We start from the raw sequence: 18934 nt of genomic DNA on the forward strand, positions 1-18934 counted from the left end.
CTGGCAGCTCTCTCAGAGCGGTCTCGATCACGTCACGAGCGTAGCCGGATTCGCGCGCCTGTTCGAGTCGAAAAGTGCACGACTGGGCCAGTCGTGCACTTTTCGTCGGCTCGGCTACATCTTGGCCTCTGCGCTCTTGATCGCCTCGCGGATCCGGAAATACGTGCCGCACCGGCAGATGTTGCGGATGTCGTCGAAGTCCGCGTCGGTCAGCTCGCGCCCTTCGGCCTTGGCCGCCTTGACCTTCGCGACCGCAGCCATGATCTGGCCCGGCTGGCAGTAGCCGCACTGCGCGACGTCGTGTTCGAGCCACGCCTCCTGCATCGGGTGCAGCTGCCCGGAGTCGTCGGCCAGCCCTTCGATCGTCGTGATCTCGTCACCGGCCTTGATGTCCGAGACCGGCACCGAGCACGGGTTGAACGCCTTGCCGTTGATATGGCTCGTGCACGCCTTGCAGACGTTGAGCCCGCAGCCGTACTTCGGGCCGGTCACGCCGAGCAGGTCGCGCAGCACCCACAGCAGCCGCACGTTGTCCTCGGTGTCGACGCTGACCTGCTTGCCGTTCAAGGTGAAAGTGTGGTGAGGCACTGGACTTCCTTAGGAAACGTAAGACAGGCCGTCGACGGGCGAGTCCGGAATGGACGGAACGCGCGGCAGGGGCTCGAAGCTCAGCGTGCCGTGGTTGATCGGGAAACTGGTCGGCATCTTCCCCGTCGCGCGGCCGTAGGCACACGCGACCGCGGCCAGCGAGCTGGACACGCCCAGCTCGCCCGCGCCGCCCGGCTCACCGGTGGCCGGCATGACGATGATCCGGGTGTCGGGCGGGGTGTTCCACTGTCGCGTGTAGAAGAAGTTGTCCCAGCTGCCTTCCAGCGGCAGGCCCTTGTCGATGTGCAGGCTCTCGGTGAGCGCCAGCCCGATGCCGTCGTTGATACAGCCGATCATCTGCGCCTCGAGCCCGCGCGGGTTGATCGGCAGCCCGGCGTCCACCGCCATCACGGCCTTGGTGATCCGCGGCCCGGTGACGCCGTCGCGCACCTTGCGGTTGACCGTCTGCGGCCGGCAGTCGATCTCCACCAGCACCGCGCTGCAGCTCTTGTACTCCGAGTGGAACCCGATGCCCTGCGCCATCCCGGCCGGCATCTTGCGGCCCCACTGGCCGACCTCGGCGACCTTGTCCAGCACCGCGCGGAACCGGTCGTCCTTGAAGAAGGACCGGCGGAACGCCAGCGGATCCTGGCCCATCGTCCCGGCCAGCTGGTCGATCACCAGCTCCCGCGCGCACACCACGTTCGGCGAGTACACGTTGCGCATGCTGCCGGTGTGGAACTTCAGCGGCACCTCGTTGAGCAGCTGGGTGGTGACGCCGAAGTTGTAGGGCATCGCCTGGGACAGCTCGAACACCGTCTGCGAGAACCCGATGTCGCCGACCGGGAGCTTCGCCGCGACCGCGGTCAGGATCTCGCCGAGGCCGTGCCCGAAGTCGGTGGTGACGCTGGTGTGCCGCTGCTCGTAGCTGATCACGTTGCCCAGCGCGTAGTTCACCCGCACCCGCGACAGCGACATCGGGTGCGCGCGACCGTGGCGGAAGTCGTCCGTGCGGTGCCACATCAGCTTGACCGGCTTGCCGATCTTCTTCGAGAACTCGGCGGCTTCGAGCGCGGCGTCGGCGAACAGCTTGCGGCCGAACGAGCCGCCGCCCTGCATCACGTGCACCTTCACCGCGGTCACGGGCAGCCCGAGCAGGGCCGCGATCTGCTCCTGCGCGGTGATCGGCGACTTGAGCCCGGCCCAGATCTCCGCGCTGCCGGGCCGCACGTCGGCGACCGCGCAGTTGGTCTCCAGCGCGCTGTTCGAGGCGAACGCGAAGCTGAACTCGGCGTCGATCGAAGCGGTCAGCACCGGCGGCACGGCCATCGGCAGTGTCGCGGCCTTCAGCTTCTTCAGCACGGTCGCGTCCGACTCGGCGTCGACACTGCCGCCGCCCCAGGTGACTTTCAGCGCGCGCACCGCGTCCATGCAGTGCGTGATCGTCCTGCCCCGCACGGCCACCCCGCTGGAGATCACCGCGACGTCGGTGATCCCCGGCATCGCCTTGACCTGCGCCAGGTTCTGCACGGACTTGACGGTGCCGTTGATCGTCGGCGGGCGGCACACCATGGCCGGCAACGCGTTCGGGACCTGCAGGTCCATCGTGAACTGCTTCTTGCCGGTGACGGCGTCGTGCGCGTCGACCCGGTTCTGCGGGGTGCCGACGATCGTGAAAGCGCTTTCCGCCTTGGGCTGGGCGGTGGCCTGCTCGGTGCGGCTGCTCGCGGCGGCCTCGGCGAGCGAGCCGTAGGACGCGCTGTGCCCGGACTTCGAGCTGATGACTCCATTGTGGACGGTCAAACCGGACGCGGGTACACCCCACTGGCCGGCCGCCGTCGCCAGCAGCCGGGCGCGCGCGATCGCGGACGCGGCGCGCACCGGGTGGTACATCGAGCGCACCGAGTTCGACCCGCCGGTGAGCTGGTTGAAGATCAGTTCCGGGCGCGCGTCGGCGAGGGTCACGTGGACCTTGTTCAGCGGCAGGTCCATCTCGTCGGCGATGAGCATCGCGAACGTGGTGGTGATCCCTTGCCCCACCTCGGCGCGCGGCAACGCGAAGGACACCGAGCTGTCGCGGTTGAGCTGCATCGCGATCAGCCCCGACGTGGGGGCGGCGGCGAGCGAGAGCGCGTCGCCGAGGTCGAGCAGGTCGGCGGGCTCGGGTGGGGACGGGATGGCGGCGGACGCGGTCTCCGGGTCCGCCGCGTCGATCCCGATCCGCGCCGCCACGGCGAGCGTCGGGGCGGCGATGAGGTAACCGAGGAACTTGCGGCGTTCGAGACGTGGCGATCGACGTTGATCGTCCATCGAGAGTCCTCTCGACAGTGGTGGGACCGGGACCGCGTCACGATAGGAAGCGCCCGCCCACAGGGTCAACGGTGCGTAGCCGCTCGGGTGAAGATCTGTGACGAGGTGACAGTAATAGGCCACACAACTGTGACGCGGACACAGCCGAACGTCGGATAACGCTCGTCCGAACGGCGGCCGGCGGCGGTCGATTGCCGATCATGAGGACCATGGCACGCACGCTTTGCCGTGGATCGAACGTACTGGGAGTGACCGATGGACCAGCCGAAGAGAGCACCGTCAACCGAGCCCCTGTCGGCGCGAACGATCTGGGTCACGGGAGTTTGTATCCTGACTGTCACCATCGCGGCGGTGGCGCTGCTGCTGTGGCCGCTGCAGCTCGTAGCCACACCTCCCGGTGGCGGGAAGATCGAAGCTCTCAAGGTGGCCTTGAGCATTGGAGCAGGAGCGGGCGCCTACGCGACTCTGGCGCTTGCGGCCCGGAGGCAGAGACATGACGAGCAAGTAGCGCGCATCACCGAGTTCGATGCCTCGGAACGCCGGGTGACCGAACTGTATTCGAGATCCATCGAGCAGCTTGGCTCGGAGAGTGCGACAGTCCGTATCGGTGCCCTCCACGCGTTGAAACGGCTGGGCGACAACAACCCAACTCAACGACAGGCCATAGCCAACGTATTGTGCTCCTACCTGCGCATGCCCTATGAGGTCCCTGGCGTGGCGATAGACGACGAGGACCGGCGAGACCTGAATTCCGCCGGCGCCCAAGACGGCCGGAATCTCGTGCTGAACGGAATACGGGATGCTCGCGACGCCCAGGAATTGCAAGTGCGGATCACCGCCCAGGAGCTTCTCACCCAAAGTGTGTGCCGCACGAGCGATCTTGACCGTTCGGATCGATGGGAGGTCGATATCGATCTGTCCCACGCAACCCTTGTCGACTTCCGGCTGGTCGACGCCTTCATGAAAAGGGTACGATTTGTGGGGTGCAATTTTCTGGGCGACACCGATTTCGGTGGAACGGTTTTCTCCGGCACGGCCGACTTCTCGGGTTCCGCGTGCACGGGAGCACTGGTCGCCACCGGCTGCACCTTCAAGGAAGGTGCGGTTTTTCTCGGCCTGCGAGTACGCGATCTGCTTAGCTTCAGCGGGAGCGTGTTCGACAGGAAATGCGATCTCCATGAAGTGTATGCCACTGAGATATCGCTAACCGAGGCGAATTTTCGTGACACTCTCAGCATACAACAAGGTGAAACCGAAACAATCGAAGCTATTGAAATCACCTGCGATAAGAGGGTGTACTTTTCGATGACGCGTATCGGTCAACTGGATGCGCAAAGGAGCCTGTTCAAGGCCGACCTCCGCCTCGCGCCCTATCAGCTGGATCATCAGGCGAATTTCGAAGACGCCACGATCCGCGGACAACTGGACATCAGCGACCGAGTGGCACCTCAGCAGGTCAAGCTCTGACCCGCGCCGGAATGGGGCCCGGCGCAGGCCGGGCCCCATTCCGGGAAGGACTCAAGCGTGGATCAGTACGCCGCGGATGTTCTTGCCGTCGCGCAGGTCCTGGTAGCCCTCGTTGACCTGGTCCAGCGTGTAGCGGCGGGTGACCAGCTCGTCGAGCTTGATCACGCCGGCGTCGTAGAGCCGCAGCAGGCGGATGATGTCGTACTGCGGGTTGGCCGAGCCGAACAGTGTGCCCTTGATCGTCTTCTCGAACAGGGTCAGCACCCCGCCCGACACGTGCACGGTCAGCTTCTCCGGGTTGGCCAGCCCGGTGATGACGACGGTGCCACCCTTGCCGACCGCGTTGAACGCCGCGCTGACGACGTCCTCGTCGACCGTGCCCACCGTGATCAGCGCCTGGTCGGCGAGCTGGCCCCAGGTCAGTTCGCTGATCTTGGCGAGTGCCTCCTCGGCGGTGGCGAACGCGTGCGTCGCGCCGAGCTTCAGCGCGGTGGTGCGCTTGAACTCCACCGGGTCGACCACCACCACGTGCTGCGCGCCCGCGTGCGCGGCGCCCTGGACGGCGTTGATGCCGATCCCGCCGACGCCGTAGACGACGACGGTGTCCCCGGCGCGAACACCGCCGGCGTAGTTGGCGGTGCCCCAGCCCGTGGGCACGCCGCAGCCGACGAGCACCGCGGTCTCCAGCGGCAGCCAGTCGTCGACCTTCACCACGGAGTGCTGCGAAATGGTGGCGCGCTCGGCGAACGTGCCGAGCAGGCACATGGCGCCGTAGTCGGTCCCGCCGCGGTGGAACCGGAAACTGCCGTCGGGCATGTGGCCCTGCAGGATCGTGGCGCCCATATCGCACAGGTTGGACCGGCCGGTCGCGCAGTAGCGGCAGGTGCCGCAGTTGGGGATGAAGCTGCACACCACGTGGTCACCGGGCTTGACCTTGGTGACCCCCGGGCCGATTTCCTCGATGATCCCGGCACCCTCGTGCCCGCCGATGATCGGGAACCTCGGCACCAGATCGTTGTCGATCAGATGCAGGTCCGAGTGGCAGAGCCCGGCGGCCGTGTACTTGATCAGCACCTCGCCGTCGCGCGGGCCGTCGAGCTCGAGTTCCTCGATCTCGAACGGCTTGTGCGCGTCGTGCAGAACGGCGGCTTTGGTCTTCACGCGCGATCACCTCTTTGTGACGTCGCAGGTTGGACCGTTACAGCATGACATCCGTAGCAAGCGCAGCGACAGCGTTAAGTAGACTTTTGCCCCACCCGTGGAGGATCTCCCGCCCCTCGTCCGCGGTCGCGCCGCGGGGATCGCCGAGCACACCGTTGCCGCTCACCGCCCGGACTCCGCCGTCTCGCAAGGGATTGATCAACTCCGGCAGTGGCCTGGTGTTGCCGGCTTCGAGCCGGTCGAGCCGCACGGATTCCGGGCGCAGCGCGAGCATCACCGACGTCTCGGTGCGGCCGGCGTGGCTGTCGTCGCTCGGCCCACTCGGCATCCAGGCCCGTACTTTCCTTCCCTCGTAACGAAGTTTGGCAACGGCGCGGTACAACGGCTCGCCGTTTCCGCCGTGCGCGCAGACGAGGATCACCCCGGCGAACACGTCCGCCGAACGGACCAGTTCCACCAGGACGGTCTCGGTCGCCTCCTGCCCGATCGACAGCGTGCCGGGGAAACCCGCGTGCTCACCGCTCGACCCATACGGCAGCGGCGGCGCGACCGTGACGTCTTCCCGTTGCCGCGCAAGGCTTTCACACAGTTCGACCGCGATCTCGGTGTCCACAGTGAACGGAAGGTGCGGGCCGTGCTGTTCGGTGGCGCCGAGTGGCACCGCGAGCAGGCGCGGCGTCAACTCGGTCCAGGTGTGGTCCTTCACTTCTTGCGGGGCCAGTTGGAAAAGTCCGGCAGCAGCGGTATGACCGTGCGTTCCTTCCAGCAGCCGTACCAGACTCCGGCGCCGTAGCTGAGATCGTCGGCGATTCGGCGCGGATCCCTGAGGTGACGCGAAAGCGCGAGTGCGAGGATCAGGCGGCCACGCCTCGTGGTCGCCAGCAGCGGTATCGCGACCGGACCCCAGGTGCGGGTGAGCGCGTCGGCGAAGTAGCGGCCCGCACCGACATGCCCGCGCAGGGCGATGGCCAGCGCTTCCCGCGTGGGCACGCCGAGTGGTTCGAGCTTGCGGGGCAGCAGTGCGGCTGTGCCGAGCGCGACGGCCACGCCGAGGCCAGGCCGGCGAGCCGCCACCAATCCCCAGGCCAGGGCCGTCCAGCCGGAAACCCGCAGGGGCGCCATCGCCTGGTGGCCGTGCCGCTTCGCGAGCGGTGCGGCCGACGTGCCGTAGTCGAAACGCTGTTTCGCCCAGGCACGCCACGTCTTCCGGGGCGCGTGCCACACCTCGGACTCCGGTTCGTACCGGACGCGGCCGGGCAACCGCCAGACGAAGTCGACGTCCTCACCGAAGCGCAGCCCCTCGTCGAAACCCGCTTCCTTCGCCGCCGAGGTGCGCACGACGAGCGCGGCGGTGGGCACGTACGTCACTCGCCGCCCAGGCCCGACCACCGCAGCTGCGTCGCCGAGATCGAGCGCGGACCGGGTCCGCTCGTACCGGTCGAGCGCGGATTTTCCCGGTGTGCTGCGGATTCGCGGGGCGACCGCGACCACCGACGGGTCCTCGAAATGCGGCAGCACGGCGGTGAGCCAGCCCGGCTGGGGCTCGGTGTCGGCGTCGAGGAACGCGGTCAGCTCAGTGCTGACCTGCGCCAGCCCGGTGTTGCGCGCGGCGGCCGGGCCGCGGGCGACCGGATGTCGCACGGCGGCGCCGGGGATCGGCGTCCGGGACCCGTCGTCGATCACCACGTCGGCCGGCGGCAGCGATTCGGGGTCCCGGGCGGGGACGACGACGGTCACGTCCGCGGACGTCAGGCGTGCCTTGGGGTACCACGGGTTCGCGATGCCCGCGTCGACGAGCCGGTCCGCGAGCTTGCGCTGTTGTGGCGTGTCGGCGACTTCGGCGCCGTGGCGCCAGTCCTCGACCAGCCGGGCGCCGGTCTTCGACAGTCGCAGGACTCGCAGTGGTGCGCCGCCGATCAGCGTCTGGCCGAGGATCCGGGTGCCCGGATCGATGCGGAGCTTCACGCCGTGAACCCCCCGTCGGCGTGCACCACCGTGCCGGTGATCGCCGAGGACTGCTCGCCGCACAGCCAGCACACCGCGGCCGCGACCTCCTCGGGTTCCAGCAACCGTTCGACGAGCTGGTGCTGCGAAAACTCCTCGACGTCGGCGAGGTCGTAGAGCGCGGCGCTGGCGTCGAGCATCGCCGTGCGCGTCGAACCCGGGGACACGGCCGTCGCGGTGACCCCCGTGCCGCGCAGGTCCGTGGCCAGGCCCTTGATCAGGCCCACGACCGCGTGTTTCGCCGCGTTGTAGCCCGCCAGGTGCCAGAGCCCCTTGTGCGCGGCCGCGGAGGCGAGCGCGACGAACCGGCCCGACCGCGGTTCTGGCCGCCTCAGCAACGCGGGCACGGCTGCCCTGGCGAGGTTGAAGACCCCGCGGACACCGGTGTCGAACAACGTGTCCCACTCGGTGTCCGTGGTCTCCCACAACGGTTTCCCGCCCGCCATGAGCGCGGCCGCGCCGACCGCCGCGTCCAGGCCGCCGAATTCCCGTTCCGCGAGCGCCACGGCTTCGGTCAGCTGGTCCTGCTCCCGGGCATCGGCGACGACGTCGAGCACCTGGCCCGGCCACCGCTTCGCGAGCGCTTCGAGATCTTCCTTGCGCCCCAAGGAATACGGCACACCCGGGAGATCCGCGGCGAGGTCCGCGGCGACGACCTGCCAGCCATCGGCGGCGAGCCGGTCGACCACCGCCGCGCCGATCCCGCGCGCGGCCCCGGTCACGAGCGCGACGCGAGTCATGGCGTGTATCCGTGCCGGCGTAGGTAGTCGAGCAGCTCGCGGGCGGCCTCTTCCACGGTCGCGGGCCGTAGGAGCGCCGGCGGGGTGCGTTCGATGAGCGCGCCGGTGAGCGCGAGCATTCGCTGGTGCGGCTCGGATCCCACCGGCGCGGGCAGCGCGCGCGGCCGTGGCCGGAACGCCTTCGCGGTGCCCGCACGCAGGTAGCGGAGCGATCCCGCGTGCGCGACCGGGATCCGTGCCGTGCGGGCGGCGATCGTCGCCGGCAGCGGCGCGCGGCGCAGCGTGGTGCCGGCCGGTTCGACCGAGCACACCGCGGGCGCGCCGAAGACCAGCCGTTCCCGGCGGCCGCCGTCGAGCCGTCGGACCGCCCGCAGCCCGCCGTCGACCGCTTCGAGTTCGATGAGGCCGAGCGCCTGGCAGGCGCCGAGCCGCTGGGCCAGGAATGCCGGGGTGGCACCGGTTCCGCGGTCGGCCGAATGGTCGCCGCAGACGATGACGTCGGGCCGGTCGGGCAGGCCGTCCAGCAGCAGCCGCGCGGTTTCGCTGCCGTCCTCGGTGACCGTGGCGGCCGGGCCTTCGACGCGGACCACCTCGTGCGCGCCGACGGAAAGCGCTTCCCGGAGCATCTCCTCGGCTTCGACCGGGCCGACGGTCATGGCCAGGCAGCGGCCGTCGAAAGCTTCGGCGATGCGCAACGCGTGTTCGAGCGCGGCACGGTCGGCGGCGCTCGCCCCGCTGGTCCGTGCGTCGGTCCGGACCTCTCCGGTGAGCGGGTCGACGGCGGCGCGCTGATCGCTCCAGCGCAGGGCGGCCACGATCAACATCGGCTATCCCCTCTTGAAGACGACACCGTAGCCTCCGTCGGGATAGCTCCAGCTGATCGCGCCCTCGCCGTCGCAGACCTGGTAACAGGTACCGCATTCGAAGCACTGCTCGTAGTTGAAGAGAATACCGCCTTCGCTCGTCGGAACGAAGAGATCCGCGGGGCAGGCGTGCACGCACGCCTTGGTCGTGCACGAGCGGCAAACATCGGTATCCACGGTGATGTGCGGGCGTTCCGCCACCCGGAACTCCACTGTGGACATGACGTCCTCGAAGGCGGCTTCGGCATACCGCCGATCGGTCATCGCAATCCTCGCATCCCGGTCCAGCCGTCGCGTAGCAGATCGCGCAGGCGTACCCCGTTGTCCCTCGTGGCGCGGCGCAACAGCTTGCGCAGGCCAGGTTTCGGCAGCGGATTGTCCACTTGGAACATTCCCTGCACCAGATCGCACACCAGCCCCGGATACCGCTGCTGCATCCGGTCCGAGAGCACCAGGCCCGGGAAATCGCGCAGTTTCCGGTGGTCGGTGAGCACGAACGACCGTTCCAGCATCGTGCGGTACCCGGCGAGGCCGGTCTTGCTCACGTCGCCGGACTTCACCGCCGCGGCCGCCGCGCGGCCGGCGTACATGCCCGCGCCGATCGCGAAGTTCACGCCCTCCAGCCAGATTCCGGCCGCGAGGCACATCGCCGCCGCGTCGCCCGCGACCAGCATCCCGTCGCCGATCAGCTCGGGCATCGCGTGGTAGCCGCCCTCGGGAATCAGGTGCGCGGAGTACTCGATCTGCTCGCCGCCCTTGATCAGCGGCGCGATCGCGGGATGCCGCTTGAGCTCCGCGATCAGGTCCTCGGGCCGGGTTTTCGCCTTGCTGACCCCGGTGAGCGCGAGCACGACGCCGATGCTGACCGAATCCAGGTTGGTGTACAGGAAACCGCCGCCGGGGATACCGCCTGTGCAGCCCAGCATCTCGATGTCCACGCCGTCGCGGCCGCTGATGGCGAACCGGTCTTCGATGGTCTGGCGCGGCAGGGCGAGGGTCTGCTTCACGCCGAGCGTCAGGTGTTCCGCTTCGTGGCCGGTCTTGTACATCCCGGCTTCCTTGGCCAGGAACGAGTTCACGCCGTCACAGGCGATCACCACGCCTGCGGTGAGGTCGCCGTCGGGGCGGTCGGTACGCACGCCGACGACCGCGCCGGTCCGGTCGCGCAGCAGGCTGGTGACCACAGTGGACGGTACGAGCACCGCGCCCGCTTCGACGGCCTGCTCGGCAAGCCACGAGTCCAGGTCCGCCCGGTGTGCGGTGGCCCCGTTGTACGGCGGCTTCCCCCAGTCCTGGGTGCGGAAGTCGACGGTGAGCGCCTGCGTCGGCGTCATGACCATGGTGGAGCGGCGGGTGACCCAGCGCTGCACCGGCATGTGCTCCCACCAGCGCGGCACCAGCTCGTCGAGGATGCGGCCGTAGACCACACCGCCGTAGACGTTCTTCGCACCGGGGAAAGGACCTCGCTCGACCAGCGCGACCGAATGCCCGGCCCGCGCGACTTCCAGCGCGGCCGCCGACCCGGCCGGGCCGGCGCCCACCACGATGACGTCGAAGGTCTTCGTCGTCTCATCGACCACAGTGGACAGTGATCCGGGTCCCGCGTAGGTCATCGCACCTCCAGGATCCGGGCCAGCTCGGCGAGTACGGCGGGCGCGTCGGCGACGATGCCGAGATCGGCCATCGCGGTCATCGGGCAGGACGGGTCGGTGTTGACGCTGACGATGTGCGCCGGGTCGCCGAGCCCGCCGAGGTGTTGCGCGGCACCGGAAATACCGAACGCGACATACAGTTCGGGATGCACGACGACCCCGGTGGTGCCGATCTGGCGCTGGTAGCCGGTCCAGCCCGCGTCGGTCACCACGCGGGTCGCGCCGAGGGAGGCACCCATCGCGTTCGCGACCTTGCCGAGCAGTTCCACGGCTGCCGCGTCACCGAGCCCGGCGCCGGCGCCGAAGATCCTGGGCGCTTCTGCCAGATCCACCGTGCCGGCCTCCGGGTCGAGCACCTCGACCACGGTCACGTCCGGTGCTTCGACCTCGGGCAGCTCGATCTCCTGCAGGATGGTCTCCTGGGCGGGAGCGCTGCCGCGCACCCCGGGCTGCAGGGTCGCGACGAACGGCCCATCGGCGATGAGGTCGACGCACACCCGGCCGCCCCAGCGCGCGACTTCCGCACCCTGTTCGGTCACCCGGATCGCGCCCGCCAGCAGTGGCCTGCCGAGTTCGGCGGCCAGGCGCGGCGCGAGATCGCGGCCATCCGGCGAGGCGGGCAACAGAATCCGAGCCGCGTCAAGGACTCTTGCCAGCTGGCGGGCCCAGCGCCCGGGCGCGAACGTGCCGTTCTCGGCAAGAGAGCCGGCGCTCAAGGAGGGCAGCTCGCCGGCCGCCTCCTTGACACCGGTGCCGACGAGCACCGCCGCACCGCCGGCTTCGGCGACGGTCTCGTCCGCGCCGAGCGGCAGTACCCCGTCGCGGACGACGATCACCGCGAGCGTCATAGGGCCACCCCCACCCGGTGGCCCTCGATGACCGCGGCGTGCGCGCGGCGCGGTGTGACGCAGTCGCCGGCGCGGTACACCGGGAACGGCGCGCCTTTCAGCTCCTGCCACAGCTCGTCCTCGGGCGCCTGATGGGTCGCGCACACCACCCAGTCGCAGGTTCGCTCGGTGGTCACGCCGGTCGTGTGGGTCAGCACCTGCAACACGATACGACCATCCACTTCGGACGCGCCGAGGATGACTTCGTCCGTGTGCTGGCGGATTCCCTTGGCGTGCGCCCGGACATTGAAGGTCTCCATGTCCAGCGTCACACCGAGGTCCTGGCCGACGACCATGCCCGAGGTGGTGATGCGGACCGAGCAGCCGCGGTCGGCGAGCAGCTCGGCGACCGAAGTCGCCTGGTGGAACCCGAGATCGTCGAGCACGACGACCTCGCCGTCCGGGGTCGCGCGGCCCTCCAGCACGTCCCGCACGTCCACGACACGCTCCAGATCGCCCGCCCAGTAAGGTTTCTTCGGCTTCGCGCCGGTCGCGAGCACGACGGCGTCCGGCGACTCGGACCGCAGCAGCTCGGCCGACGCCTCGGCGCCGGTCTTGATGTCGACGCCGTAGCGCTGGCATTCGGCGAGCAGATTCCGTACCACGTCGAGGAACTCGGCCCGGCTCGGCACGCTCGCGGCGAGCGTGACCTGACCGCCGGTGGTTTCGTTGCGCTCGAACAAGGTCACGTGATGCCCGCGCTGTGCCGCCGTGGACGCCGCCTGCAGGCCGGCGGGTCCGCCGCCGACCACGAGCACTCGCTGCGGTCTGGGTCCCGGCATCGGCAACGGCACGCTTTCCTTGCCGGTGCGCGGGTTTTCGATGCAGCCCAGCCAGCGGTTGAGGCCCATCCGGCCGACGCATTCCTGGTTGCACGACAGGCAGGTCCGGATCTCCGTCGCGTGCCCGGCGCGGGCCTTCGCGACGAAATCGGCGTCCGCGATCTGGCCGCGCACCACGCCGACGAGATCACAGTGCCCTTCGGCGAGGGCGCGTTCGGCCTGCACCGGGTCCTTGATCCGGCCTACGCCGATCACCGGCAGCCGCACCGCGTCACGGATCGCGTTCGCGATGAAGAGCGCGTAACCCGGCGGGATCGCCATCGACGCCTCGATCATGAACAGCGTCGAAGTGGCCACGCCGATCGAGGTGTTGATGTAGTCGACCTTGCCGGTCGCTTCGACCAGCTTCGCGACCTCGACCGCTTCGTCGATCGTGGTTCCGCCCTCGATCAGTTCGTCGCCGCACAACCGCACGCCGAGGGCGCGCTCCGGGCCGATGGCCTCGCGGACGGCGTCGATGATCTCCAGCAGGATCCGGGCCCGGTTATGCAGCGAGCCGCCGTACGCGTCGGTGCGTTTGTTCGTTGCGGGGGAAAGGAACCCGCGCACGATCGACGAGTGCGAGCACTGCAGTTCGACACCGTCGAACCCGCCTTCGGCGCAGTGCCCGGCGACCGTTCCGTAGCCCGCGACCACTTCCGCGATCTCGCGTGCGTCGATCGCCTTCGGGACTTCGCGGAACATCGGGTCGGGCACCGGAGAGGGCGCCCACACCGGCAGCCGTGAGTACATTGAGGACGCTTGGCCGCCGTTGTGGTTGAGCTGCGCCAGAATCGGGGTGCCGTGGGCGTGCACCGCCTCGGTGATGCGCCGGTAGCCGGGGATCACCTCGCGGTGGAAGCCGTGGATGAGCTTCTCGTACGGCCAGTCCGTGACGTGCGTCGAGTGTTCCTCGGTGATGATCAGGCCCGCGCCGCCGGCCGCGCGCGCCGCGTAGTACTCGGCGTGCTGCTCGCTGGGCAGCCCGTCCTGCGCGTAGTTCGTCAGGTGCGCGGAGAACACGATCCTGTTGCGCACCACCAACGGCCCGACCCGCAGGGGCGAGAACAGGTACCGGTAACGTCCGCCGCTCATACCAGCGCTCCTGCCGAGATGGCCATCGCCGCGCGACGGCCTTCGAGAATCGCCTCGTGCACCGTTCGCGGGGCGACGCAGTCACCGGCCCGGTGCGGGCCAGGCAGGGTGTCGGGCAGTCGATGTCCACAGTGGACGACAGCCGCACACTCCAGCTCGCGGCGCTCGGCGGTGAAGACGTCTTCCAGGACCACGTGCCCGGCATAGACTTCCCGGAGCAGTGACCGTTTGGCGAGCGTGACGCCCGCCTGCTGCAGCCGGGTGTTCGCGTCGGCAAGGTCACCGGTCAGCGCGAGCTGGGTGCCGACCACCTGGTCCTGGCTGACGATCGTGGTCGCTTTCCCTTGCGAGGCCAGGAGTTCCGCGATCCCGACGCCGACGAAGTCACCGACCGGGTCGGCTACCACGATCGGTCCGTCCGGCAGCTGCGCCCCGGCCAGCAGGTCGACGACGTCGACGACGGTTCCGCCGTGCACGGCGTAGTTGCGAGGCCCCGCAACGGATCCGGTCGCGACGATGGCGTCGTGCGGCACGTCGGTCACCTCGACGCCGGTCCGCACGGTCACACCCAGGCGGTGGACCTCGCTCTCCAGCCAATCGGCGAGCTTCCCGAGCCGCGCGCGGCCGCCGACGTTCGCCGCGAGCCGCAGCATGCCGCCGAGCCGGTCGGTGCGCTCGCGCAACTCGACCCGGTGCCCGCGCAGCGCGAGCACGCGCGCGGCCTCCAGCCCGGCCGGACCGCCGCCGATCACCAGCACGTCGCGCGGGGCGTCGTGGCCGTCCGCCACGTCCTCGGTTTCGTGGCCACTGTGCGGTTCGCCGATACAGCTGACGATCGGGTTGCGGTTGTCACGCACGCGGCACTTCTGGTTGGACAGCACACAAGGACGCGGTTGCGCGCCCGCCCGCACCTTGGCCACCAGTTCGGGTTCGGCGATCTGCGCGCGGGTCATCTCGACCAGGTTCGCGACGCCGTCGTCCAACGCCTGCCGCGCCTGCGCGGGGTCGACGACGCTGCCCTGCAACGCGGTCAGCGTGCGCCCCTCGACGGCTTCGGTGATGCGGCGGCACAGGTCGAGGTTGAAGCCGGGCTCGGTGTGCAGGTCCGGCCGGGTCGCCGACGCGCTCATCGCCGAGCCACGCACCGGCACGAGGTAGTCCACCAGCTCGGCCAGATCGCGGGCGAGGACCGCGGCCTGTTCCGGGGTCAGCCCGGCCCACGGCGCCAGCTCGTCGCAGGACAGCCGCAGGCCGACAATCCCGCCGGACTCCCGGACCGCGCCCAGCACCTCGCGGAGCAGCCGTGACTTGTCGGTGCCGTACTCGTCGCCCCGCTGGTTGGTCAGCCCGGAGGAGAACTGGCGCAGCAACGAATACTGACCGGCGTCGATCTCGACACCGTCCATTCCGGACTCCGCCGCCAGCGCCGCGGAATCACGGAAACCGGCGACAAGCGCGTTGATCTCGTCGTCTTCCATCTCCATCGGCAGTTCGCGGCTCGCCACGTCCGGTACCCGCGAGGGCGCCCACAGCGCGGACTGCCCGAAGGCCGACGATCCCTGCGAACCGGTGTGCCCGAGCCCGGCCAGGACCAGCGTGCCGTGCGGCCGGCAGGCGTCCACTGTGGACGACCAGCCGGGTCCGCACAGCGCGGCCAACGGTGCGCGCTCGTACGGCCAGTCGGAGTCGTGCACGCTCGCGGTCTCCGTCACTATGACGCCCGCCCCACCCGCGGCCCGCGCGGCGTAGTACGCGACGTGCCGGTCGGACAACACGCGCCCGCGGGCGAGGTTCGTCTCGTGCGGTCCGAAGAGCACGCGGCTCGGCGCGGTCCGGCCCGCGATCTCGATCGGGTCGGTGATCGGGCTCATCGCAGCCCGGCGAGTGGACTCGTGTCGCAGGCGCGGTCGGGACGACTGGGCGGGCCGAAGCCGATGCTCACCGGAACCTTGCGGCTCTTGCGATGCGAATGGTCCACATCGGACCGTGGTGCCGCGCCGACGGTCGCCAGGGCGCGTTCGCCATTGCCCTTGACGCACTCCGGGTCCGGCCCGTCGAGCGGTAGCCCGGTGAAGAACTTCGCCGCCATGCACCCGCCCTGGCACGCGTCGTACGCGGAGCACGACGTGCACGTGCCGCCGGTCTGCGGGCCGCGCAGCCGGGTGAACAGTTCGGAGTCCGTCCACACGGTGGCGAACCCGCCCTCGTCACGGACGTTGCCGGCGAGGAACTCCTGGTGGATCGCGAACGGGCAGGCGTAGACGTCGCCCACCGGATCGATCAGGCACACGACCCGCCCGGCGCCGCACAGGTTCAAGCCCGGCAAGGGATCCGAGCCGAGCGCGTTGAGGTGGAAGAACGAGTCTCCGGTCAGCACCTTCTCGCCACGCGCGACGAGCCAGTCGTACAGCTCCAGCTGCTGCTCCGCGGTGGGGTGCAGCTCGTCCCACACGTCGGCGCCGCGGCCGGACGGGCGCAGCCGGGTGATCCGCAGCTGGGCGCCGTACTCGTCGGCGATGCGCGCGAAGTCGTCGAGCTGCCCGACGTTCTGCCGGGTCATCACGACGCTGAGTTTGAAGTCGCGGAACCCGGCGTCGCGCAGGTTGGTCATGGCGCGGATCGCCGTGTCGTACGAACCCGGTCCGCGGACCACGTCGTTGACCTCGGCGGTCGCTCCGTCGAGGGAAATCTGCACGTCCACGTAGTCGGTCGCGGCGAGCCACCGCGCACGCTCAGGCGTCAGCTTCACGCCGTTCGTGGAGAACTTGACCCCCACCTGGTGCGCGACCGCGTACTCGACCAGTTCCCAGAAGTCGGACCGGACGGTCGGCTCGCCGCCGCCGATGTTCACGTAGAACACCTGCATGCGCTGCAGTTCGTCGATGACCGCCTTGCATTCGGCGGTGCTCAGCTCGCGCGGGTCACGCCGCCCCGACGAGGAAAGGCAGTGCACGCACGAAAGGTTGCAGGCATAGGTCAGTTCCCAGGTCAGGCAGATGGGCGAGTTGAGCCCTTCCTTGAAATGCTCGACGAGCTTCATCGCACGCCTTTCAGTGTCTCAGTCGCGTCGCTCGATGGTTCCGGTGTTCGCCAGCCCTTCGAGGGCCTTGAGGTACGAGGGCCGCTCTCCGTCCGGCACCCCGGCGGCGTCGAGGGTGGTGTGCACGTCGGGCTGTGCCTCGAGCGCGCGCACCACCTCGACCAGCAGCTTCGTCTTGAGGAACGACAGCCGGCGGGTGCTGAAGTCGTAGGCCAGCGCGCCGAAGGGTTCCGGCCGGAGCGAGACCCGTGGCGAGCACCGGTACGGCTGGTCGGGCTCGAACATGACGGTCAGTAGACGCCGCACATACCGTCGATGGAGACCTCTTCGACGAGCAGCTCTTCTTCCACCAAAGCCTCGTCCTGCGCGACCTGCTGAGTCTCGGACATGGGATGCTCCCTTCGTCGTGGCCGCCCCACTGCGACCCACTCCAGGGACAATAATGGCACCGAGTGCCGAATGGAAGAGCCGATGACCGATCAGGGCAGTCCGCGCGCCGGGCGCAAGCCGATCACCTCGCGTTCGGAGGTGGAACACGCCGCGTTCGAACTGTTCGCGCGCCAGGGTTTCGAGCGCACCACGGTCGACGACATCGCGGCCGCGGCCGGGATCGGGCGCCGGACGTTCTTCCGGTACTTCCCGTCGAAGAACGACGTCGCGTGGGGCGATTTCGATGCCGAACTGCGGCGGATGCGTAAGCAGCTGGCCGAGTACCCGGCGGACGTGCCCTTGATCGATGCGATCCGCGAGGCGCTGGTCGACTTCAACCGGATCGACCCGGATGAGGCGCCGTGGCACCGTCGGCGGATGGAGCTGATCCTGACCACCCCGGCGCTGCAGGCACACTCGACGTTGCGCTACACCGCCTGGCGCCAGGTCTTGGCGGAGTTCGTCGCGACGCGACTCGGGGTGTCCGCGGATTCCCTTGCTCCGCAAGCGATTGCGTATGCGACGCTCGGTGTCGCACTGGCCGCCTACGAGCAGTGGCTGCGCAGCCCGGGCACCGAACTGCGGGAGTTGCTGAGCGCGGGTGTCCGGGAGTTGAGCGCCGCGGTCGGCTGAGGGCGGTTGCGCTCCTGCGTACGATCCCGGTGTGTTGCTCCCGCGCGGTTCCGAGGCCATCAGCCCGACGGGCCACTACACCGGGTACGTCTGGGTCCGGAACGGGCTCGCACCGCAGGAGCTGGCGACGCCGGAGGGGCGGGTGCTGTTCCATGCCCTGGAACCGGCGATGCGCGTCAGCCGTCTGCTGGGCCGGCCCACGTTCGAGGGCCTGCTCGTCGCCCGGCACCGGATGCTGGACCAGCTGCTCAGCGGCGCGATCGAACGGGGCGAGGTCGGCCAGGTCATCGAGATCGCGGCCGGTTTGTCAGCCCGAGGCTGGCGTTTCACGAGGCGGTACGACGGCCTGACCTACGTCGAAGCAGACCTGCCGCGGATGGCCGAGCGTAAAGAGCGCCTGCTGGACCGGTTGACCGGACCGGCACCCCGGGTCACCACAGTGGACGCCCTGGCCATCGACGGGCCGTCCAGCGTCGCCGCCCTCGCGGACACGCTGGACCCCGACGTCGGCACCGCGATCGTCACGGAAGGGTTGCTGAACTACTTCGACCTGGACACGGTGACCGGCATGTGGCAGCGTTTCGCGGCTGTCCTGCGGCGCTTCCCCACCGGCGCCTATTTCGCGGACGTCGTCCTACGCACCCACAGTGATTCGCTGCCCCAGCGCCTAGGCGCCGGCCTACTGGCAGCCACCGTCCGCAGCCGGGTCCACGTACATTTCGACGCCCCAGCAGACGCCGCGGAAACCCTGAGAAAAGCGGGATTCCCAGCAGCAGACCTAATACCACCAGAAACAACCGACCCCAGCGCAAGACTCATACGAATCATCGACGCCTGGACATAAAACCCAGAAACCGGCACCCAGCAACAAAACCGAACCCCCAACACCGCCCACCCCCTCCCCCACCCCGATCCCAAGCCGCCCTTGCGGATGGGGGAGTTCGTCAAGGTACTCTTTCCCGCCTTGACGAACTCCCCCATCCGCGAACACTCAAAAATCGGGGCGGGGGAGGGCCCGCGCTGGGCCGAGGGCGCCTTGCGCCCGGTTCCCGTGGTGGTGAGCCGAAAGATCAAAGGACCAAAGACAAAAGATCAAAAGAATGCCTCGCCGGCGGGCAGGCTCCAGGATGGCCGGGCCCAAAGGGATCTCACCTTGAGTGGGTGGTTGAGTTGGGTGGTCATCCCGTCGCCTGCGGTTTGCGAATATCACTTTTCCTCAGCGCCGCAAGCTTTGTGTTCTCGGC

At 69.1% G+C, this 18934-nt stretch carries 18 protein-coding genes; 3 read left to right on the forward strand and 15 right to left on the reverse strand.

Going from position 1 to position 18934, the window contains the following annotated elements:
- Positions 1 to 114 precede the first annotated feature (114 nt).
- Positions 115 to 588 (reverse strand): (2Fe-2S)-binding protein, encoded by a 474-nt coding sequence (locus tag LOZ83_RS03055; RefSeq protein ID WP_236788555.1) that lies wholly within the window; start codon positions 586 to 588, stop codon positions 115 to 117.
- Between the two features lie 9 nt (positions 589 to 597).
- On the reverse strand, positions 598 to 2898 hold the full coding sequence (locus tag LOZ83_RS03060) for a molybdopterin cofactor-binding domain-containing protein (protein ID WP_236788557.1): 2301 nt from the start codon (positions 2896 to 2898) through the stop codon (positions 598 to 600).
- Positions 2899 to 3153: 255 nt separating this feature from the next.
- Between LOZ83_RS03060 and LOZ83_RS03065 the strand changes: the two genes are divergently transcribed.
- The gene (locus LOZ83_RS03065) at positions 3154 to 4365 is read left to right on the forward strand and encodes a hypothetical protein (RefSeq protein WP_236788558.1); all 1212 of its coding nucleotides are present in this window, start codon (positions 3154 to 3156) and stop codon (positions 4363 to 4365) included.
- 51 nt (positions 4366 to 4416) lie between these two features.
- Here LOZ83_RS03065 and LOZ83_RS03070 read toward each other — a convergent pair whose 3' ends face one another.
- From LOZ83_RS03070 to mftA, 13 genes are read right to left on the reverse strand one after another with little or no spacing between them, the layout of a single operon-like run.
- Positions 4417 to 5526 (reverse strand): NDMA-dependent alcohol dehydrogenase, encoded by a 1110-nt coding sequence (locus LOZ83_RS03070; RefSeq protein WP_236788559.1) that lies wholly within the window; start codon positions 5524 to 5526, stop codon positions 4417 to 4419.
- A 37-nt stretch (positions 5527 to 5563) separates the two neighbouring features.
- Positions 5564 to 6232 carry a mycofactocin biosynthesis peptidyl-dipeptidase MftE gene (mftE, locus tag LOZ83_RS03075; RefSeq protein WP_236788560.1) on the reverse strand — a complete coding sequence of 223 codons (669 nt, stop codon included), beginning with the start codon at positions 6230 to 6232 and terminating at the stop codon, positions 5564 to 5566.
- Positions 6229 to 7491 (reverse strand): mycofactocin biosynthesis glycosyltransferase MftF, encoded by a 1263-nt coding sequence (gene mftF, locus LOZ83_RS03080; RefSeq protein WP_236788562.1) that lies wholly within the window; start codon positions 7489 to 7491, stop codon positions 6229 to 6231. The genes mftE and mftF overlap by 4 nt, the downstream gene beginning before the upstream one ends.
- The gene (locus LOZ83_RS03085) at positions 7488 to 8270 is read right to left on the reverse strand and encodes a mycofactocin-coupled SDR family oxidoreductase (RefSeq protein WP_236788565.1); all 783 of its coding nucleotides are present in this window, start codon (positions 8268 to 8270) and stop codon (positions 7488 to 7490) included. The genes mftF and LOZ83_RS03085 overlap by 4 nt, the downstream gene beginning before the upstream one ends.
- Entirely contained in the window at positions 8267 to 9094 is an 828-nt protein-coding gene (locus LOZ83_RS03090) for a mycofactocin-associated electron transfer flavoprotein beta subunit (protein WP_236788566.1), read from the reverse strand. The genes LOZ83_RS03085 and LOZ83_RS03090 overlap by 4 nt, the downstream gene beginning before the upstream one ends.
- Before the next feature lie 3 nt (positions 9095 to 9097).
- Positions 9098 to 9397 carry a ferredoxin family protein gene (locus LOZ83_RS03095; protein WP_236788567.1) on the reverse strand — a complete coding sequence of 100 codons (300 nt, stop codon included), beginning with the start codon at positions 9395 to 9397 and terminating at the stop codon, positions 9098 to 9100.
- Positions 9394 to 10746, reverse strand: a complete 1353-nt coding sequence (locus LOZ83_RS03100) for an FAD-dependent oxidoreductase (protein WP_236788568.1) — start codon at positions 10744 to 10746, stop codon at positions 9394 to 9396. The genes LOZ83_RS03095 and LOZ83_RS03100 overlap by 4 nt, the downstream gene beginning before the upstream one ends.
- Positions 10743 to 11633 carry a mycofactocin-associated electron transfer flavoprotein alpha subunit gene (locus LOZ83_RS03105; protein WP_236788569.1) on the reverse strand — a complete coding sequence of 297 codons (891 nt, stop codon included), beginning with the start codon at positions 11631 to 11633 and terminating at the stop codon, positions 10743 to 10745. The genes LOZ83_RS03100 and LOZ83_RS03105 overlap by 4 nt, the downstream gene beginning before the upstream one ends.
- Positions 11630 to 13588, reverse strand: a complete 1959-nt coding sequence (locus tag LOZ83_RS03110) for a mycofactocin system FadH/OYE family oxidoreductase 2 (protein WP_236788570.1) — start codon at positions 13586 to 13588, stop codon at positions 11630 to 11632. The genes LOZ83_RS03105 and LOZ83_RS03110 overlap by 4 nt, the downstream gene beginning before the upstream one ends.
- Positions 13585 to 15459, reverse strand: coding sequence for a mycofactocin system FadH/OYE family oxidoreductase 1 (locus tag LOZ83_RS03115; protein ID WP_236788571.1), 1875 nt, complete (start codon positions 15457 to 15459; stop codon positions 13585 to 13587). Before LOZ83_RS03115 ends, LOZ83_RS03110 begins: the two co-directional genes overlap by 4 nt.
- Positions 15456 to 16628, reverse strand: a complete 1173-nt coding sequence (mftC, locus tag LOZ83_RS03120; RefSeq protein WP_236788572.1) for a mycofactocin radical SAM maturase — start codon at positions 16626 to 16628, stop codon at positions 15456 to 15458. Before mftC ends, LOZ83_RS03115 begins: the two co-directional genes overlap by 4 nt.
- Positions 16629 to 16646: 18 nt before the next feature.
- On the reverse strand, positions 16647 to 16913 hold the full coding sequence (mftB, locus tag LOZ83_RS03125; RefSeq protein WP_236788574.1) for a mycofactocin biosynthesis chaperone MftB: 267 nt from the start codon (positions 16911 to 16913) through the stop codon (positions 16647 to 16649).
- A 5-nt stretch (positions 16914 to 16918) separates the two neighbouring features.
- Complete coding sequence (gene mftA / locus LOZ83_RS03130; RefSeq protein WP_236788578.1) at positions 16919 to 17017, reverse strand: mycofactocin precursor MftA; 99 nt, start codon at positions 17015 to 17017, stop codon at positions 16919 to 16921.
- Positions 17018 to 17099: 82 nt separating this feature from the next.
- On the opposite strand from mftA, the gene mftR reads away from it, so the two are divergent.
- Together mftR and LOZ83_RS03140 are read left to right on the forward strand one after the other, a co-directional pair.
- Positions 17100 to 17690 (forward strand): mycofactocin system transcriptional regulator, encoded by a 591-nt coding sequence (mftR, locus tag LOZ83_RS03135; protein WP_236788584.1) that lies wholly within the window; start codon positions 17100 to 17102, stop codon positions 17688 to 17690.
- Positions 17691 to 17721: 31 nt separating this feature from the next.
- Positions 17722 to 18534 (forward strand): class I SAM-dependent methyltransferase, encoded by an 813-nt coding sequence (locus LOZ83_RS03140; RefSeq protein ID WP_236788585.1) that lies wholly within the window; start codon positions 17722 to 17724, stop codon positions 18532 to 18534.
- The last annotated feature ends 400 nt before the right edge of the window (positions 18535 to 18934 follow it).

Origin of the sequence: Amycolatopsis sp. GM8 (genome assembly GCF_021653975.1) — a bacterium.
Taxonomy (GTDB): domain Bacteria; phylum Actinomycetota; class Actinomycetes; order Mycobacteriales; family Pseudonocardiaceae; genus Amycolatopsis_E.

Coding starts and splice junctions, on each gene's coding strand:
- mftA (WP_236788578.1), bottom strand. CDS start 17,017: ATGTCCGAGACTCAGCAGGTCGCGCAGGACGAGGCTTTGGTGGAAGAA.
- LOZ83_RS03100 (WP_236788568.1), bottom strand. CDS start 10,746: ATGACCTACGCGGGACCCGGATCACTGTCCACTGTGGTCGATGAGACG.
- LOZ83_RS03105 (WP_236788569.1), bottom strand. CDS start 11,633: ATGACGCTCGCGGTGATCGTCGTCCGCGACGGGGTACTGCCGCTCGGC.
- mftC (WP_236788572.1), bottom strand. CDS start 16,628: ATGAAGCTCGTCGAGCATTTCAAGGAAGGGCTCAACTCGCCCATCTGC.
- LOZ83_RS03115 (WP_236788571.1), bottom strand. CDS start 15,459: ATGAGCCCGATCACCGACCCGATCGAGATCGCGGGCCGGACCGCGCCG.
- mftR (WP_236788584.1), top strand. CDS start 17,100: ATGACCGATCAGGGCAGTCCGCGCGCCGGGCGCAAGCCGATCACCTCG.
- LOZ83_RS03065 (WP_236788558.1), top strand. CDS start 3,154: ATGGACCAGCCGAAGAGAGCACCGTCAACCGAGCCCCTGTCGGCGCGA.
- LOZ83_RS03060 (WP_236788557.1), bottom strand. CDS start 2,898: ATGGACGATCAACGTCGATCGCCACGTCTCGAACGCCGCAAGTTCCTC.
- LOZ83_RS03090 (WP_236788566.1), bottom strand. CDS start 9,094: ATGTTGATCGTGGCCGCCCTGCGCTGGAGCGATCAGCGCGCCGCCGTC.
- LOZ83_RS03110 (WP_236788570.1), bottom strand. CDS start 13,588: ATGAGCGGCGGACGTTACCGGTACCTGTTCTCGCCCCTGCGGGTCGGG.
- LOZ83_RS03085 (WP_236788565.1), bottom strand. CDS start 8,270: ATGACTCGCGTCGCGCTCGTGACCGGGGCCGCGCGCGGGATCGGCGCG.
- mftB (WP_236788574.1), bottom strand. CDS start 16,913: ATGTTCGAGCCCGACCAGCCGTACCGGTGCTCGCCACGGGTCTCGCTC.
- LOZ83_RS03095 (WP_236788567.1), bottom strand. CDS start 9,397: ATGACCGATCGGCGGTATGCCGAAGCCGCCTTCGAGGACGTCATGTCC.